Raw genomic sequence first — 16,692 nt, forward strand, 5'->3', positions numbered from 1 at the left:
CTCACCATTGCATGAATTCAATTACACTACTCCATTTTTCCTGTAAATCAGGAGGGTGGAGTTTTTTCATACCTAAAAGAATATAAATGCGTTTTCATCCTTCTGATTATTGGGTATTTTAGCTTGCGGGGTGCATAAGCTGGAACAGTGGCTATCGCCTGTATTTTTCAGATGACAAAGGAGGAATTCCGAATGAACAAAAAGTGGATGATTGGTTCGTTGGCGCTTTCTATAGGCCTGATCTCAGCAGGTGGGGGAGTTATGGCAGCTTCGCCGTCAGCAGGGAGCACGGCAATCAAGAAGGTGGCTGTGTCTGCGCCTGGGAAAGAGGGCCCTGCAACCATCAATAATTTGACGGTGAAAAGTATTATTCCGCTCGTAGTCCATGCAAGAGCTCTTTATTTCTATAGCAATCGAGGCGGGAATGTTTTCCCGATCGAAACCTTCACGTACAAAGCACAGGAGTACCGTTATCTTTCCAGTGACATTGGCACAAAGGCGAAGCTGATGAATTACATAAAAAAGGCCTACACTCACAATGCAGCAGCATATTATGTGCAGACTCAGTTTTTGGAGCATAACGGAAGGATGTCGCAGGTTAATGCAGATTTGGGTAATTTATTGATGTATGAAAAAGCCACCGCCCGCATGCTCTCCAAGACTGCGACAACCGCTGAATTTGAACTAACCGTTCCTTATCCAGAAGCGCAGGGAAGCAGTGAATCGGTGTATGTGAAGCTGAAGAAAGTGGAGGGATACTGGAGAATCGACACGTCGCCGGATATTCTTTTCTGAGGATAGGGGAAGGAAGAAGAGGAAGGAAGATGGAGGGGCTACGATTAACAGCGCTTCAGGTCAGAGGTATAGACAACACCTGCGAATTTGCCTTTACGGGTAATAATGACACAATCATTCTTCATAGGATCTGGGCGGCTCATAGCAGTAGCTAATACGGCGTCAACTGGAGTGGAGATATCAAAGAGGAGTGGAGTTTTGTTCATAAGCTTCATGGCAGGTTCTTTGTAGAACAGATCTACCCCTGATCTTCCTGTGGCTTTTAAAAAGAAACGTTCGCTCATTAACAATCCAAGCGGTTCATTCGTGGCGTTACAGACGACGATGCATTTAGATTCTGGATGCTGGAACATTACGCGCAGGGCTTCTCTGCAGGTACGTGAGGCAAAAATAGCAGGTGCACTGCGGACAATACTAGAGAGATCATTTACAAGAGCTGTTGACATGGTGTTCATCCTTTCTGATTATAGGTCTACTTCTAATGTACCCCCGAATCGTAAATTTTAAAGTCGGGAAAGGTCATCTACAGGTAAAATTAGTATATGAAAAAACGGTCGGACCTCAGGGGTCTGACCGTTTTTTTTGTTATGGGACACCGAAGGCGCTTATTATGGGTACGGGTACGCTATTCGCTACGAACGCCATCCTCTACTAATTGCTTTCTAGGGACTTCTGGAATTACAGATTTACTCACGCCTCCGCGATTGATGGCGATTAATCGTTTTTGCGCGTAATACACATCGCGGGAGAGCTTTTTTACTTCAGTAGATTTACCGTCAACAAACCGGGTGCTGTAGGTCTCCACAACATATCCGGTTTTCCCATTTTGTATAACACGTGTGCCTCCGCGGGGGAGTGAAGGATCGTTTACGTACTTGTCGACTGGAGGCAGCACCTCTACAATTTGTGAATGAACTTTATAAGTAACATTTTGCGGAAAGGTACCGAAGAGCTTAATCGTTAGTGATCGGCCTTGCACAGCCGCTTTAATGACAAGATATTTGCCAGTTGTATTGCGAAAACGGAAGTTGATATAGCCTTCAGCGAATGTCGCATCCTGGCCTTTGGGTAGATAGTTAACCGGCAAAGAATGGTTGCGCCGCTCCACAATCTCCAGTCCGGTGCGTAGAGCCGCGTTGTACAGCGTACTGGAAACTTGGCAGATTCCGCCGCCGACACCTGCCTGTAGCTTACCGTTCACGATTACTGGCGCTTCGCGGAAGCCATATTCTATTTTTGCTTTTTCAATAGCTTTGCCATAGTCAAAGACGGCTCCAGGTGGGAGCACGGTTCCGTTCACAGCTTTGGCCGCTGCTTCAACGTTGTAGATGCGTCCAGGTCCACTTGCCCCGAGAGAGGTGCTAAATTGCATGATTTTTCGCTCAATGCCTTGCTCCTTTAAAGCATTTAGGGTGATATCCGGTTGTAATATGGTTAAAGGAACTTCCAGTGTGATCCCCTTCTCCTGTAGCGCAATCAGACGAGTAAAGCGAGTGGGGGCAGCAGCCCATAGTGAAGTCATCATCCCTGTCCAATCTACCTCGAGGGAAGTCTTATCGGGCGTATACACTACACGATCATTTCCGGTAATTCGCCGCGTAGCATCCACTGGATCTCCAAAGGATTCTCTCTCCCAAGCGGGACTTAGGATGGTCTGTAATTGTGCAATATCCAGATGGGCTTCAAGACTCCAATTCTGGGGGAAGCTGTAGCGCGCTTTTACCCGATCCCATAGCTGGCCTTCTGTAAGATCCTGTAGACCTCGCTCAAATGCTGCGGCTTCATAGGTCATTCCGGCTTGTTTAAGATTGAGTGTAAGCTCAGAATTTCCTTCGACCTTCAGGACAAGAGGGACAGCTTCCAGGGCAGGGAGCTTCTTCTGTAGCTCGGAGCGAACCTCTGAGATGTTCAGCCCGCCCACCTCCCATCCGGCAAGGGTTGTACCCTTTGGAAGCGTGCTTTTATGACCATATAGATATAGTCCCCCATATATTAATGAACAGATAAGAATGAGTGCAGTAACTACTATGAGGGCAAGATGGATTTTTTTCATGATTAATCTCCTTCCTGGATAGCATCTGCGAGCGAGCACCGTAGGTGCTTTTTCTATTTATATGTACAGACATTACAAAACTTTCGAATTGTGGAGCAGTTACGGGGTACTCAATCGGTTACAGATTTGTTACAATAGATACATTGCGGAAATATTGAAGTTTATGGAAACTTACGCTAGACCCTGTCGATTCACACAAGTGGAAAATGTCATAATTGGGAAGTGAGAAAATGATTGAAATGCAAGACGTATGGAAGACATACCCTAACGGAACTCACGCACTGCAAGGAGTTTCAGTAAAAATTGACCGCAACGAATTCGTGTATATTGTCGGTCCATCCGGCGCTGGTAAATCTACTTTTATGAAATTGATTTATAGAGAAGAAGTGCCAACTAAAGGCCAAATTTCTGTAGGAGGCTTTAACATAGGGAAGCTTAAACAACGCAAAATCCCTTATGTGCGCCGTAATATCGGCGTTGTGTTTCAAGACTTTCGGCTACTGCCAAGGATGACGGCGTATGAGAATATCGCTTTTGCCATGGAGGTTATTGAAGCGCCTAAGAAGGTCATTAAGAAACGTGTGAATGAAGTTCTCGATCTGGTTGGACTTAAAAATAAAGCGAATCGTGAACCCTCACAGCTTTCAGGTGGAGAGCAGCAGCGAATTGCAATTGCACGTGCGATCGTTAACAACCCATCTGTTATTATTGCGGACGAGCCTACGGGTAACTTGGACCCTGAGACTTCATGGGGCATTATGCAGCTGCTGGACGAAATTAATTTTCGTGGAACAACGATTGTAATGGCTACCCATAATAGAGATATTGTGAACAAAATGCGAAAACGCGTGCTTGCAATTGAGAATGGAAACATTGTGAGAGACCAGGCGAGAGGGGAATATGGCTATGAGTTTTAAGACCTTCTTGCGACATATGCGGGAAGGCTTCAAAAGCGTATTCCGTAATGGCTGGATGTCGATTGCTTCTATCATTTCCATTGTCGTCTCTCTTTTTATACTAGGCGTATTTATCCTTCTTGTTCTAAATGTGAATGCTGTAGCGGATGAGGCAGACAGTCAGGTACAAATTAATGTGCATTTGGCACTAAATGTAGATCAGAAGATGCGTGAGACTTTGCAGACTGAAATTGGCAATATGCCGGAGGTCAGCAAGATTACGTTCATCTCCAAGGACCAAGGTCTTAAAGATCTTCGTGCAGATATGGGGAAAGATGCAGCCGAGCTTCTGGAAGGGTTCGATGAAGACAATAATCCTCTCCCAGATACACTTAAGGTAGAAGTTGTTGAACCTACTACGGTAGCATTTGTGGCTGAGAAGATTGAAGCACTCAACAAGACATATGCTGAACAGCAGCCTATTTACAAAGTGAAATATGGTAAGGGCTCGATAGAAACCTTGTTCAAAATAACGCGCGCCGTACGCAACATTGGTTTTATTTTTGTAGCAGGACTGGCTCTTATGTCTATGTTCCTCATCTCCAATACAATTCGGGTCACGATTCTAGCTCGTCGTAAGGAGATTGGCATTATGAAGCTGGTAGGTGCGACAAATTATTTTATTCGCTGGCCTTTCTTTATAGAAGGGGCATTGATCGGACTGATCGGATCGCTCATCACCTCGGGTATCTTGTATTTGGGTTACAGCAGTTTGGAATCCTCCATACAGGGCGATCCTATGCTCCAATTGCAGCTGATTCCATTTGGTGATATTTGGATGCTGTTCTTTGGAGTGCTAATTGGGCTAGGCGTGCTGATCGGCGTCTGGGGAAGTACGGTTTCAATACGTAGGTTCTTGAAAGTTTAATATTATTTAGTGAAGGATGGGGAGTGCGAGTTGAAGAAGATTGCCGCCGGACTAGCCGTAATATTACTAGCTGTCACTATATTCCAGCCCTCTGACGGATATGCCAAGAAAACAAGTGTTGCCGATATCGACAAGCAGTTAAAGCAGCTACAAAAAGAGGTGCAGGAAGCTAAGGCGCAGCAGGAGAAAGCGGCGTCCCAAACGCAGGAAGCACAGCATTATAAGAATAAGACGAATCTGAATCTGAAGTATGTATTACAGCAAGTGGATCAAGTTAAGGGGAAAATGACCGAAATCTCTACCAAAATTTCCGATACAGAAGTATCTTTGAATGTTACCGCAACGGAATTGGATAAAGCAGAGGCGCGAGTCGCCTCCAGAGAGGAAGTCTTAGGTTCACGTGTTCGGTTAATGTATACCGATGGAGCGGTTTCTTACTTGGATGTATTGCTCTCATCGACAAGCTTCGCTGATTTTCTAGACCGCGCAGATTCACTTAAGATGATTGTGGATCAGGATCAGGAGCTCCTAGTTCAACATAAGCTGGACAAGCAGACGGTTGTAGAGAAGAAACAGGAGCTCGAGGGGCAATATGCTCAAGCCAAGCAACTGTACACTTCTCTGGAACAACAGAGAAGTCTGCTGAAGGAGAAAGAAGCTGAGAAGCAGGAGCTTATCGCATTCTATGATAAGCAAATTCAAGAAGGCGATGAACTAAGCGAAGAGCAGAATGAGAAGCTGGTCAAACTGGCAAGCGAACGCTCTGCGCTGGAAACGCAAAAGGATAAGATTAAGGCAGAGGAAGCGGCTCGTAAAGCAGCAGCGGCCAAGGCAGAGGCAGCTCGTCGAGCAGCGGCGGCTGCCAAGAAGGCTGCTGCTAGCAAAGGAAGCAGTAGTTCAAGCTCCAGCTCCAGTGAAACGGCTTATGCAGGTGGAGATGGACCGTTTCTACTTCCTGTAGGATCAGCAAGAATTTCATCCCCTTTTGGGCCACGGACACATCCGATCACGGGTGAGAGGGGCAAAGTACACACTGGTGTCGACTTCGCAGTTGGACAGGGAACCAACATTCATGCGGCGGATTCCGGAACGGTTATCTTGGCTGAATGGTGGAGTGGTTACGGATACTGCGTAATTATTGATCATGGAGGTGGAGTTTGGACCCTCTACGGACATATACGCAAAGGCGGTATTAAGGTTAGCAATGGAGATAGAGTCAATCGCGGCGATGTGATAGCTGAATCCGGATCCACAGGTAATTCAACGGGTCCCCATCTTCATTTCGAAGTGCGGATTGACGGTAAGCCAGTAAATCCTATGCCTTATCTCTAATTTTTAAAGCACTTATAACTCATATTATTTGATTGTACGGCATATACTGGAAGAGATACCGTACCTTTCAGGACGGACATAGGGTATTGTTTACGAGATGGACAAGAAGGGACGGTGGAAACATCATGTTGAAAAAAAGCACAGCGGCATTTATGATTGTCGCCGCCTTGCTATGTGGTAGCCTGGTGACCTTGGGTGTGACGGGTTATAGTCATGTTTTTGGACAAGCTGCAGGCCAAGGATTGGCCTCGGCTTTGCAGATTGCTGGCTTACAGCAGAAGGAATCCCAGAAGCTTGGAACTGCTCTTAGTCTGATTGAGAGTAATTACTACGAGACGGTGGATCGGGAGAAGCTGATAGACGGTGCTGTCAACGGTATGATGGAAGCGCTGGGCGATCCTTATTCCAATTATATGGGTAAGGAAACCGCTGAGAAATTTGAAGAAAGTATCGAGGGTTCCTTCTCAGGCATCGGTGCGGAAGTCTCTTCGGAGAATGGCAAGGTAGTCGTGGTTTCCCCGATCAAGGGCTCGCCTGCTGAAAAAGCAGGAATTCAGGCCAAAGATATCATTCTGTCCGTTAACGGAGAATCGCTGGAAGGTACGGAGCTGAATGCGGCTGTTGCCAAGATACGCGGTCCTAAAGGCAGTAAGGCCACTTTGAAAATACAACGTTCCGGCTCTGTAGAGCCTCTGGAGTTTGTTCTTACTCGGGATGACGTGAAGCTCGAGACGGTCTACGCCACCATGGAAAAAGACGGGGTTGGGGTAATCGAGGTCACTCAGTTCTCCTTAAATACCGCAGAACGATTTAAGGAAGAGCTTGGGAAGCTAGAGAAGCAAGGCATGAAGGGACTTGTCATTGACGTCCGTAATGATCCAGGGGGTGTGCTCCCGATTGTTATTGAGATGGCTGAAGAGTTCGTTCCAGCTGGCAAAAACATAGTACAAATAGAGTACAAAGATAAAAAACGCGAGGTTAGCACCTCCAAAGGATCAAGTAAAGCTTATCCAGTAGTAGTGCTGATGAATAAAGGTAGCGCAAGTGCCTCGGAAATATTGGCGGGTGCCTTGCAGCAATCAGCGGGTGCTAAGCTTATTGGAGATAATTCATTTGGTAAAGGCACGGTGCAGACGAGCTTTGACAAACAGCTCGGAGACGGCAGCTTGCTGAAGGTTACCATCGCTAAATGGCTAACGCCGGACGGCACATGGATCCACGGCAAGGGAATTAAACCGGATATCGCGGTAGCGCAGCCGGATTACTTCTCAGTGGCTCCGATTAACAAGAGCGTGACGCTGCAATATAACATGAACAACGCTGATGTGAAGAGTGCACAGACGATGCTGGACGGTCTAGGCTACAAGCCTGGTCGAAAAGATGGCTATTTCGATGCTGGCACTAAGAACGCAGTGAAGAAATTCCAGAGTGAAGCGAAGCTTCAGGTTACAGGTATGATCGATGCCAAGACCGCGGAGGCGCTTGAGGTGGCACTGATCAAGGTGATCCAGGATCCTGCTAACGATAACCAACGGAATAAAGGGATTGCTGAAATTCAGAAGGAAATTAAGGCGGCAGCGTCGAAAAAGTAAGAAGGCTGAATTCAGCCTTCTTTTTTTTCTAAATATAAGAATCGATCAAGGGCATAAGCGCACGCACGGTGTAGCTCAAAGATGCTGATGGATGACTAATTAGTATAGATAACCGGCGAATTAACCTGCAATAATACATTTTTTTAATGGTACGAGGATGACCTAAACAATAATTCCTGCGAATCTGCAGTAATCCTTGCTCCATGAGGAGCTTTCGAACTATAAGTGAGGTTATTCCTGTACATTTGCAGTATTCGCGCTTAATGAAGAGGATATCTGTACAAAATGCTGCACTTTTGCAGGCTTTCTCTAGTCTAGCCAAAGTGAAAGGTATGAATGAATAAGAGGGATGAACATTTTCATTCTGGTATGTGAACAAGGGTTCATGAAAGTTTTTTTGTAGATAAGGAAGGAGTGTGACGAACAGTTTGAATGTGATTCAGGAACTGTTAGGAAGCTTGGGCACTGCGTTCTTACACTTGTTGATCCAGCCATATTACTATATTGCTATTATATTTATTGCGTTGTATTACCGTCGGCAAGTGGCATTAGAACGTAAGCTGATTCATGTGAAGCTACATAGCTGGGGTCAAGAAACGTGGCGAACGGTGTGGACTGGGCTAGTAATGGGACTGGTGGTATCTATTGCAGCCGTATTGCTAGGAGTATCCTTATCGGGCACAGCTGTAGCCTGCATTTGGGTAGTCAGTATACTGTTATCGCTATTACGTGTGCGGTATTTGTGCTTCGCTTATTCTATAGGTCTGCTAGGCGTGATTCAATTTGTATTGTCTTTCTTTCCGAATGCTTTATATAGTGGAACGGTCGGGAATATCACAACAGCCATACGGGAGATGGATATTCCTGCCTTGCTAGTGCTAGCTGCACTGCTGCATATGGCGGAGGCGTTGCTGGCCCGGTGGCAAGGGGCGAAGCTTGCGACGCCGCTCTTCTTGAAGGGCAAGCGCGGCATGGTTGTCGGCGGCTACCAGCTGCAGGCCTTCTGGCCGCTGCCGCTGTTCCTGCTGATCCCTTCGGGCGCAGGAACAATGGATCTGCCATGGCAGTCGCTATTGGGCGGCGGCCTTGGCATTGTCTCTTTGCCCGTCATCATCGGCTTCAGCGAGATGACGCAGGGCATGCTGCCCGGGCGCAAGGCGGCCCGCACTTCAGGACGGCTGCTGATTTACAGCATCGTCCTGCTGGGCTTAAGCCTGCTTGCATCCTGGTGGAGCCCGCTGACCCTGCTCGCGGCGCTCGCAGCGATGGTGCTGCACGAAGGGTTAAGCTGGTACAGCGCTCTGGAAGAGCGCAGCATCAGCCCCATCTTCGTGCATCCACCGCGCGGCCGCAAGGTGCTGGCCGTGCTGCCGGGCAGTCCCGGGCAGGAGCTGGGCATCCTGCCCGGCGAGATCTTACTGAAGGTCAACGGGGTCCTGTTGACCGATGCCGCGCAGCTACATGAGGCGCTGCGCATGAATCCAGCGTTCTGCAAGCTGGAGGTGCAGAACCGTGAAGGGGAGAGCAAGTACCTTCAGAGCCCGATCTACGACGGGGACCATCATCAGCTCGGCATCATTCTGGTGCCTGAGACAGATGGAGCGATTACTGCGGAGGCGAAGCCTTCCAGCATCTTCAGCATCCTCGCGATGAAGACAGGTACTCGCAGCCGGAATCTTCCGGACGGCAGAGCCAAACGAAAACACGCTGCTGAATCCAAGAAAGAATCAGCGGAAGGATAACTAGAAGGTGCCCCATAAGCCATGGAATGGTGGTTGGGGCATCTTCGTTTTTGTTAGATGTTACTTTCGCGTGCGAGGAGTCGTTATCGGACTCAGTTGACCTTAAACGCAGCATAATCGCCTTTTTGGAATGGTAACGGACCCCAAAGCCGCTATTAGCATGAAAAACGCCCCAAATGCACCGCTTTCTAAGGAATAGCTGCACTGGAGTCCGAAACACCGCTCCAAAGGCGAAAAATTTGCGAATAACGTCATATGAGTCCGTAAAGCAAAGCCGCCCAGAGAATAATTACCTCTCTGTGGTGCAGGCATGCAGAGCGGTCAACAAAAAAACACAGAGCAGTGATACTCCAGCAATGGGAGAATGCTGTTCTGTATTTTTTTTGAATAAAGATGGTCTCACTTTATATTAAATGGCTTATGGGCCAGCAACTGTTCCACATGCTTTATGAAACCAAGGCTACCCCCGCCCATTCTTCAAGTAAAAAATAGCAATTTGCGTACGATCTCGCAGCTCTAATTTGCTTAAAATATCCGTTATGTAATTTTTGACCGTACCCTCGCTTAGGAAAAGCTGTCCGGCGATTTCTTTGTTGGTGTGCCCCTCAGCGATCGAGGCGACAACGGCCAATTCCATTTTGGTTAGTCCGAAAGACTCCAGCGGTTGCACCTGAGGAGATTCGGGGCGGGCTGCTGGTTGTAGAAATGTAGCCAGTTTGCGCGCGATATCAGGATGTATCAGCATATTCCCTTCATTGACCGTTTTAATGCCTTGTATGATACGGTCAGGTGGTATGTTCTTGAGCAAATATCCACTGGCACCGTTGCGCAGCGCCTCAATGATATACTCATCGTCGTCGAAGGTGGTCAGCATCAGTACAGAAACTTGTGGAAATGCCAGCTTAATTTTCTCTGTTCCTTCAACACCACCACAGCCCGGCATGCGAATATCCATTAGAACGACGTCGGCCATATTTCCCGCTTGGAGCAGGCTCAAAGCCTCGTTTCCTTCACTTGCAGCACCGATAACATCAATGTCGGGGTCCATACCCATCAACACTTGCAGACTTTGGCGAATATAGGGGTCGTCATCTACAATCATTACCTTTATCATTAACGTGGCTCCTTCGTCCTAATTTAGATTTGTTCTACCTTCAAGTCCTAAATTCCCTACACAATCTCTCCCTGCTTATAAACGGGCAGCCGCGTAATCACAGTGAAATGCGACTCCAGCCGTAGTTCCAGGGTTCCGCCGAGTAGATGCGTTCGCTCGGACATCCCTTTCATCCCGACACCACCACTTCCCGACAGTTTGGTTAGATTATTGCCCTCGGGAAGCTTCCCATTGTTGCTAACCTCCATCGTAATTCCAGTATCACTGAAGTCAATTTTAATCCAGATCGCTGTTGCTTTTCCATGACGGAGGGCATTGGTTATGGCTTCCCGGGCGTTCTTATACAAGGTCACCTGAATACTAGGATATAGCGGATAAGGTATTCCATGTACTTGGTATGAGGTCTCGATTCCCGTATCGCGGCCGATTTCTTCGAGCAGTCGATCTAGTGCGTAAGCCCCCTCTAATTGTGGGGTGTAGTTGATACGTTTAACTGCGGAGCGCATATCGTCCATGCTGGCCGACAGCTGATCTCGAATCAGTTCCATCATTTGCATTCCGCTCTCATGGGAGGTTGGTAAGGTGTGCAGCGCAGCTTCCATCATCATTTTAATGCGAATCAGGCGGTGGCCGATATCATCATGGAGCTGTCGGGAAATTCGAACCCGTTCTTTGGACTGAGCCGCATCTTCTACTTGGGCGTTAAACTCCAGCAGTCGGTTGCGGGCTTCATCCAGCTCGAAATGCTTTTTACGTAGCTCATCGTACAGAAGAAGGGTATCCTCTCGTCCTCGTCCAGCTCTCTGTAATAGTTCATTGAGATAGGTGATGAGCAGAAATGTAATGTTGATGAAGGTTACTATGAGCTGTGGAGAATCCCAGAGCGCAACGTTTAAGACTATCAGATGCACAACCGTAAACACAAGAGGCGCTGCTTTAGGTTGAAGTCTGGAATAATAAAGTAATGCCGAAATCGCTGGAAAAATCATGATACTGCCGTACTGGTAGCATAACCATGCGGTGAACAGCACTTCAATAATGCTTATCAAAGCGTGAAAGGATCGGGGCAGCTTTGGAACCATGACAACAAGGAATAGCAGCATCAGAATATGCAGCGTGAAGATTCCGTAATCGGAATATTGGTAGATATATATAGTGAAAAAAGCTGGAACTATGATGAGTCCGTAACGCAATAGGTTTAGCTCTCTGGTCACGCCTGAGTCATCCTTTTTGTTTTTTTCTAATCTTAGCATATTCACCTACTAGTTCAGGAGATGACTTTAGTCACCTTCAAAAGATGACCTTTCGTACCTTCGCTGGAATGCACTTTAAGCTAAAATTGGAAATATAGGAGCACAAACGACAGGAGAGATGAAAAGATGGCAATCGCGATATTGACCGATGTGGTGAAACGATATGAAGGTAAATTAACAGTGGATCATGTAAATATGACGATACAAGAAGGAGAAATCTTTGGACTGCTAGGCCCAAACGGAGCGGGTAAAAGTACAACGATCAGTATGATCTGCGGCTTGCTTAAGATTGACGGGGGAGACATTATCATTGACGGTTTACCTGTGTCTTCGCAATCCCTAGAGGTGAAGAAAAGAATTGGATTGGTTCCACAGGATTTAGCCTTGTACGACACCATGACAGCGGCCGATAATGTCACTTTTTTCGGGAAATTGTATGGTTTGCGCGGCAAACTCCTGAAGGAACGAGTGGAAGAAGCGCTTACCTTTGTAGGACTTAGCGATCGTGCTAAAGAGAAGCCCTCGACCTTCTCTGGAGGGATGAAAAGACGTCTGAACATTGCCTGCGCCATTATGCATCGTCCAAAGCTGATTATTATGGATGAACCAACAGTGGGGATTGATCCGCAATCTCGTAATCATATCCTTGAATCGGTCAAGGAGCTCAATCGACTGGGCTCAACCATTATTTATACCAGCCACTACATGGAGGAGGTTGCAGCCATTTGTGATCGGGTAGCCATTATGGATAAAGGGCATATCATTGCTTGCGGTACGGAAAAAGAACTGCGTGAGCGGGTCGCCAAGGAAGAAAAAATTATGATCAAAGCCGCTAATGTTACTCCGGAGCTTGTTCACGAGCTGACGCTTCATCCTAGAATTAGTCGTGTAGAAGCAAAAGAAGGTGTGGTGGAACTGTATCTACCTTCTTCGCAAGGGGAGCTGCAGGATATTCTTTTTATTTTTGCCAAGCATGAGGGGATTATTGGCTCACTAAATATTGAAGAACCCGATCTGGAGACGTTGTTTCTTAACCTGACCGGACGGACCTTACGAGATTAAGAGGGGGGAGTATTCTGATGAATACTTGGACGATTATGATCTATGAGCTGCGAAGATTATTTAGCTCACGTTCTATGATATTAAATATGTTTTTGCTGCCCCTGTTATTGATCTTTCTCTTAGGTGCTTCGCTCTCCGGTGTTGTTGGTGACAAAGAAGGCTCCTCTAATATTGATATAGTACGGGTAGGTGTAGTTAATCTTTCTGGTGAGGGCTATGAAAGCTCGGTGATGGTGGATAGCTTTTTGAAGTCAACAGAGCTTAAGGATATCATTACTCCGGTTATGGTGGATAGTCGAGAGGCGGCTGAAAGCGGTCTGCGTACAGGGAAATATGGTTATGCGGTTATCGTCCCTTCAGGCTTTGATAGTAAGGTGCAGAGCGGTGAAACAGCAAAGCTAGAGTTTATACTTGGCAAAAAAAGTACAGACAACAGGGTCGCAGGGATTGTATTCGATAATTTTCTGAGAAATCTTAATTATAAGCAGTCTGTGGCGATGACACTGGGTCCAACAGCAGTGAGCGCTATTGCATCTAGTTCTTCCAGTAATCAGCCTTCCGTTAAACTTGGAGAACTGAGCGAGGGAGGGTATTCCTATACTTCTTCCCAATTTTATGCGGTGTCTATGATGCTGATGTTTCTACTCTATAGTGGATTGACTGTATCAACATCTCTTTTTAATGAAAAAGAAAATCATACCCTTTTCCGAATAAATTCAATGCCCGTCAAAGGCTCTGAACTATTCATTGGTAAAATGCTTGGCGTAGGTGTTGTAAGTATAGTGCAGTGCGCAGCGATTATCATTCTAACGAATGTGCTCTTCGGTGTGAATTGGGGAAATCGTCCGGGCCTGTTGCTCCTATTTTGCCTGCTGATGATTGTGGCTTCGATGACGTTATCTATCGTTATTTCTATGTTCACTAAGACTGGTGCGAGCGCGAGAAGTGTGGTTACGGTGCTCACTGTGAGTATGACCTTCATTAGCGGAGGGATGGCCCCCCTTCCAGAATCGTGGGTGAACTCTATAGGAGTTTTTACGATTAACCATTGGGCAATGCAGGCGATCTTGAAAATGATGCTTCACGCCGATGTGTCGCAAATCTTGCCGAATTTAGGAGTTTTATCACTAATCTGTTTGGTGCTGTTCAGTGCAGCTGTTATTTCGTATCGGAAGGTGGGTTACCGTGGATAAGATCTTTACGATTGGCTGGAATATGGTGAAACGAACCATTGGCACTAGGAAGGGCGTACTCATATATATTCTTCTTCCTTGTATTGTACTCGCAGGTATTGTTTCCGTTACTGGAGGGATGGGTGAGAGCCCGGCAGTCGTGCTGTATTCCAATTTGGATAACGGGGCTGCAGGTAAGCACTTGCTCGCTGAACTAAAGAAAACCGGCGATTATAAATTTGTTGAAAAGACTGACGAGTCTGCTTTAAGAGAGGGAGTTGTCGATCAGAATGGAGAAGCGGGGATTCTAATTCCAGCAGGCTTCACTTCGGCACTACTTGCGGGGGAAGAACCACAAATTAGTATGTATGAGCTTAAGACGAATGAGACTTCCGTTATGATTAAATTAAAAGCAAGCGCGATTGCTGATGAAATGCGGAATACCGCCACTTTAATTGGAGCAGCTAATGTAGGATCTAGCGATACTGAAGCGCAGTTCACTACGGTCATGCAAAGAGCAGAACAACACAATGTAGGCAGCATCCGAACCGATTATAATCTCTATCCTCGGGAGGGACTGGGAGTCGTTACGGGCTTAACGCTAATGTTCCTTATGAGCTTGGTCACGAGCTCTGTGTCTCTGATTATGGATGACCGAAAAGGCCGGACCATGATGCGGATGTTCAGTGCTCCGGTTCGTTCCTACGAAATTGCCATTGGTAATTTTCTGGGTAGCTTCATTGTCGGATTGATACAGATCGTCGTCGTGCTCGCTTTAGGTCGCTGGGTGCTGCACTATGATTATGAAATTCCAATATATTTATATTTCCTAATTCTTGCGGTATTTATGCTGGTGTCCATGGGAATCGCAAGTACAGTGGCCGGGTTAATTCGTAATCCTAATAATGCCGGTATGCTGAATTCGCTTATTATCACACCGACTTGTATGCTTGGAGGCTGCTTCTGGCCGCTATCCATTATGCCAGACTATATGCAGAAGGCGGCTAACTTTGTTCCGCAAAAATGGGCTATCCAAGCGGTCGACATCGCTGCAACCGGTGGGGGCTGGAATGAGTTATGGTTACCTTTTGCCATCTTAGGTCTTATGGCTGCCGTGCTACTGGCGATTGGTTCTGCAATTCTCCGCCCAAGTGAAGCGGGGATCAACGCCTAGGAATCTTGAAATGTGAGGCTACAGAATTTCCTTTACGCGAAGGATTCTACCTAAAGTAGTGTAGATAATTCTTTATTTACTAAAATCGGCATAGTGTAAATTATCTGCATATCTTATTTACAGGCTTTAATATTACGGGTATAATATAGTTAATAATACTAAATTGAATAATTTTTTGTTTTTTGGAGGAGCCTGTCAACAAGGGCTCCTCTTTGTCTTTTTTTGGCCTGGAGATGTCCCTGGTTGGCAATTCTTATATACAACAAGGGAGTGGATGAAACATGGAGTTTGTTCTATATCTTATGCTGATTATACTATTCACCAAGCTGGCTGGTGATTTATCTGTACGACTGGGACAACCGTCGGTACTGGGTAAGCTAATTGTCGGTATTATACTGGGTCCTGCGGTACTAGGTTGGATTCAGAATGGAGAGTTTATTCATTACTTTTCAGAGGTCGGTGTTCTATTGTTGATGTTCATAGCGGGGCTTGAGACGGATCTGGATCAACTGCGTAAGAACTGGAAATCAGCTTTCGCAGTAGCCGTCGGAGGTATCATTTTACCTTTTCTAGGTGGATTCGCCATTGGAGAGATGTTTGGTTTTTCTTATGCTAATGCCTTGTTTATGGGCGTCATTCTTAGTGCCACATCGGTCAGCATATCGGTGCAGGTGCTGAAGGATATGAATAAGCTGAACACACGTGAAGGTTCTACCATTCTGGGAGCCGCCGTTGTAGATGACATCCTGGTTGTAATTTTGCTAGCTGTACTAATGAGCTTTTTCGGCACAGGAGAATCAGTATCCATTGGTCTTTTGATTACGAAAAAAGTGTTGTTCTTCGCTGTAGCGATTGTTGTGGGCTGGTTCGTTGTTCCTCGGGTTATGAAATGGATGGCTCCGCTAAAGGTGACAGAGGCAGTTATTGCAGCGGCTCTAATGATTTGCTTTGCATTTGCGTATTTCGCTGAATATATGGGGATGGCAGGAATCATCGGAGCTTTTGCAGCTGGGATCGCTATTTCTCAAACCACCTTTAAGCACACTGTGGAATCTAAGCTAGAGCCTATAGCCTATTCAATTTTTGTTCCGGTCTTTTTTGTAAGTATCGGACTCAATGTTTCCTTTGAAGGGGTTGGCAGCCAAATTGGGTTCGTCCTCCTGTTGACGGTTGTTGCTATTCTAACCAAACTGTTAGGTGGCGGTCTAGGTGCGCGTCTTACAGGCTTTAATAACCATTCGGCGGCAATTATTGGTTCGGGGATGATTTCGCGTGGTGAGGTTGCGTTGATCATCGCGGCAACAGGTCTGAGCAGTGGATTGTTGCAGCAGCAGTATTTTACTTCCGTAATTATTGTGGTCATTGTAACTACACTTGTAACACCACCACTCTTAAAATATTTGTTCCGCGATCCAGTACGCGTGGGAGAAAAATAAAATTTAGCAAAGAGGTGTTCCAAAAGCCATTTTTACATGGCTTATGGGGCACCTTTTTTTGTTGTTCTTGCATTCCTATACCTTCAGAAGGAGAAAGTCCCCCGCCTTAAGACTGAGTATAAAACCAGCCGTAGGGCTGTTTT

General features: G+C 46.4%; 14 protein-coding genes. 10 read left to right on the top strand and 4 right to left on the bottom strand.

Annotated elements, in window-relative coordinates; translation table 11 throughout:
• Positions 1-192 precede the first annotated feature (192 nt).
• Positions 193-795 carry a DL-endopeptidase inhibitor IseA family protein gene (locus NSS67_RS05075; RefSeq protein WP_339318608.1) on the top strand — a complete coding sequence of 201 codons (603 nt, stop codon included), beginning with the start codon at positions 193-195 and terminating at the stop codon, positions 793-795.
• Positions 796-839: 44 nt separating this feature from the next.
• Here NSS67_RS05075 and NSS67_RS05080 read toward each other — a convergent pair whose 3' ends face one another.
• Together NSS67_RS05080 and NSS67_RS05085 are read right to left on the bottom strand one after the other, a co-directional pair.
• Complete coding sequence (locus NSS67_RS05080) at positions 840-1,241, bottom strand: hypothetical protein (RefSeq protein ID WP_339318609.1); 402 nt, start codon at positions 1,239-1,241, stop codon at positions 840-842.
• 179 nt (positions 1,242-1,420) lie between these two features.
• Positions 1,421-2,848 carry a VanW family protein gene (locus NSS67_RS05085; RefSeq protein ID WP_339318610.1) on the bottom strand — a complete coding sequence of 476 codons (1,428 nt, stop codon included), beginning with the start codon at positions 2,846-2,848 and terminating at the stop codon, positions 1,421-1,423.
• A 230-nt stretch (positions 2,849-3,078) separates the two neighbouring features.
• Here NSS67_RS05085 and ftsE point away from each other — a divergent pair, with 230 nt between their 5' ends.
• The 5 genes from ftsE (at position 3,079) to NSS67_RS05110 (ending at position 9,338) form a co-directional block, all read left to right on the top strand.
• A complete protein-coding gene (gene ftsE, locus NSS67_RS05090; RefSeq protein ID WP_339318611.1) occupies positions 3,079-3,765 on the top strand; it encodes a cell division ATP-binding protein FtsE in 687 nt (228 codons plus the stop codon).
• Complete coding sequence (gene ftsX, locus NSS67_RS05095; RefSeq protein WP_339318612.1) at positions 3,755-4,672, top strand: permease-like cell division protein FtsX; 918 nt, start codon at positions 3,755-3,757, stop codon at positions 4,670-4,672. The genes ftsE and ftsX overlap by 11 nt, the downstream gene beginning before the upstream one ends.
• Positions 4,673-4,702: 30 nt before the next feature.
• On the top strand, positions 4,703-6,004 hold the full coding sequence (locus NSS67_RS05100) for a peptidoglycan DD-metalloendopeptidase family protein (protein ID WP_339318613.1): 1,302 nt from the start codon (positions 4,703-4,705) through the stop codon (positions 6,002-6,004).
• A gap of 125 nt (positions 6,005-6,129) precedes the next feature.
• A complete protein-coding gene (locus tag NSS67_RS05105) occupies positions 6,130-7,596 on the top strand; it encodes a S41 family peptidase (protein WP_339318614.1) in 1,467 nt (488 codons plus the stop codon).
• Positions 7,597-8,450: 854 nt separating this feature from the next.
• The gene (locus NSS67_RS05110; RefSeq protein WP_339318615.1) at positions 8,451-9,338 is read left to right on the top strand and encodes a PDZ domain-containing protein; all 888 of its coding nucleotides are present in this window, start codon (positions 8,451-8,453) and stop codon (positions 9,336-9,338) included.
• A 460-nt stretch (positions 9,339-9,798) separates the two neighbouring features.
• Here NSS67_RS05110 and NSS67_RS05115 read toward each other — a convergent pair whose 3' ends face one another.
• A complete protein-coding gene (locus NSS67_RS05115) occupies positions 9,799-10,452 on the bottom strand; it encodes a response regulator transcription factor (protein WP_339318616.1) in 654 nt (217 codons plus the stop codon).
• Between the two features lie 56 nt (positions 10,453-10,508).
• Entirely contained in the window at positions 10,509-11,666 is a 1,158-nt protein-coding gene (locus tag NSS67_RS05120) for a sensor histidine kinase (protein WP_339318617.1), read from the bottom strand.
• A 165-nt stretch (positions 11,667-11,831) separates the two neighbouring features.
• On the opposite strand from NSS67_RS05120, the gene NSS67_RS05125 reads away from it, so the two are divergent.
• The 4 genes from NSS67_RS05125 (at position 11,832) to NSS67_RS05140 (ending at position 16,549) form a co-directional block, all read left to right on the top strand.
• Complete coding sequence (locus tag NSS67_RS05125; RefSeq protein WP_339318618.1) at positions 11,832-12,767, top strand: ABC transporter ATP-binding protein; 936 nt, start codon at positions 11,832-11,834, stop codon at positions 12,765-12,767.
• Between the two features lie 17 nt (positions 12,768-12,784).
• Entirely contained in the window at positions 12,785-13,960 is a 1,176-nt protein-coding gene (locus tag NSS67_RS05130; RefSeq protein ID WP_339318619.1) for an ABC transporter permease, read from the top strand.
• Positions 13,953-15,113 (top strand): ABC transporter permease, encoded by a 1,161-nt coding sequence (locus NSS67_RS05135; protein ID WP_339318620.1) that lies wholly within the window; start codon positions 13,953-13,955, stop codon positions 15,111-15,113. The genes NSS67_RS05130 and NSS67_RS05135 overlap by 8 nt, the downstream gene beginning before the upstream one ends.
• Before the next feature lie 281 nt (positions 15,114-15,394).
• Positions 15,395-16,549, top strand: coding sequence for a monovalent cation:proton antiporter-2 (CPA2) family protein (locus tag NSS67_RS05140; protein WP_339318621.1), 1,155 nt, complete (start codon positions 15,395-15,397; stop codon positions 16,547-16,549).
• The last annotated feature ends 143 nt before the right edge of the window (positions 16,550-16,692 follow it).

The sequence above is a fragment of the Paenibacillus sp. FSL R10-2734 genome (assembly GCF_037963865.1).
Classification (GTDB): domain Bacteria; phylum Bacillota; class Bacilli; order Paenibacillales; family Paenibacillaceae; genus Paenibacillus_AQ.

Coding starts and splice junctions, on each gene's coding strand:
- NSS67_RS05075 (WP_339318608.1), top strand. CDS start 193: ATGAACAAAAAGTGGATGATTGGTTCGTTGGCGCTTTCTATAGGCCTG.
- NSS67_RS05080 (WP_339318609.1), bottom strand. CDS start 1,241: ATGTCAACAGCTCTTGTAAATGATCTCTCTAGTATTGTCCGCAGTGCA.
- NSS67_RS05085 (WP_339318610.1), bottom strand. CDS start 2,848: ATGAAAAAAATCCATCTTGCCCTCATAGTAGTTACTGCACTCATTCTT.
- ftsE (WP_339318611.1), top strand. CDS start 3,079: ATGATTGAAATGCAAGACGTATGGAAGACATACCCTAACGGAACTCAC.
- ftsX (WP_339318612.1), top strand. CDS start 3,755: ATGAGTTTTAAGACCTTCTTGCGACATATGCGGGAAGGCTTCAAAAGC.
- NSS67_RS05105 (WP_339318614.1), top strand. CDS start 6,130: ATGTTGAAAAAAAGCACAGCGGCATTTATGATTGTCGCCGCCTTGCTA.
- NSS67_RS05110 (WP_339318615.1), top strand. CDS start 8,451: ATGGATATTCCTGCCTTGCTAGTGCTAGCTGCACTGCTGCATATGGCG.
- NSS67_RS05115 (WP_339318616.1), bottom strand. CDS start 10,452: ATGATAAAGGTAATGATTGTAGATGACGACCCCTATATTCGCCAAAGT.
- NSS67_RS05125 (WP_339318618.1), top strand. CDS start 11,832: ATGGCAATCGCGATATTGACCGATGTGGTGAAACGATATGAAGGTAAA.
- NSS67_RS05130 (WP_339318619.1), top strand. CDS start 12,785: ATGAATACTTGGACGATTATGATCTATGAGCTGCGAAGATTATTTAGC.
- NSS67_RS05140 (WP_339318621.1), top strand. CDS start 15,395: ATGGAGTTTGTTCTATATCTTATGCTGATTATACTATTCACCAAGCTG.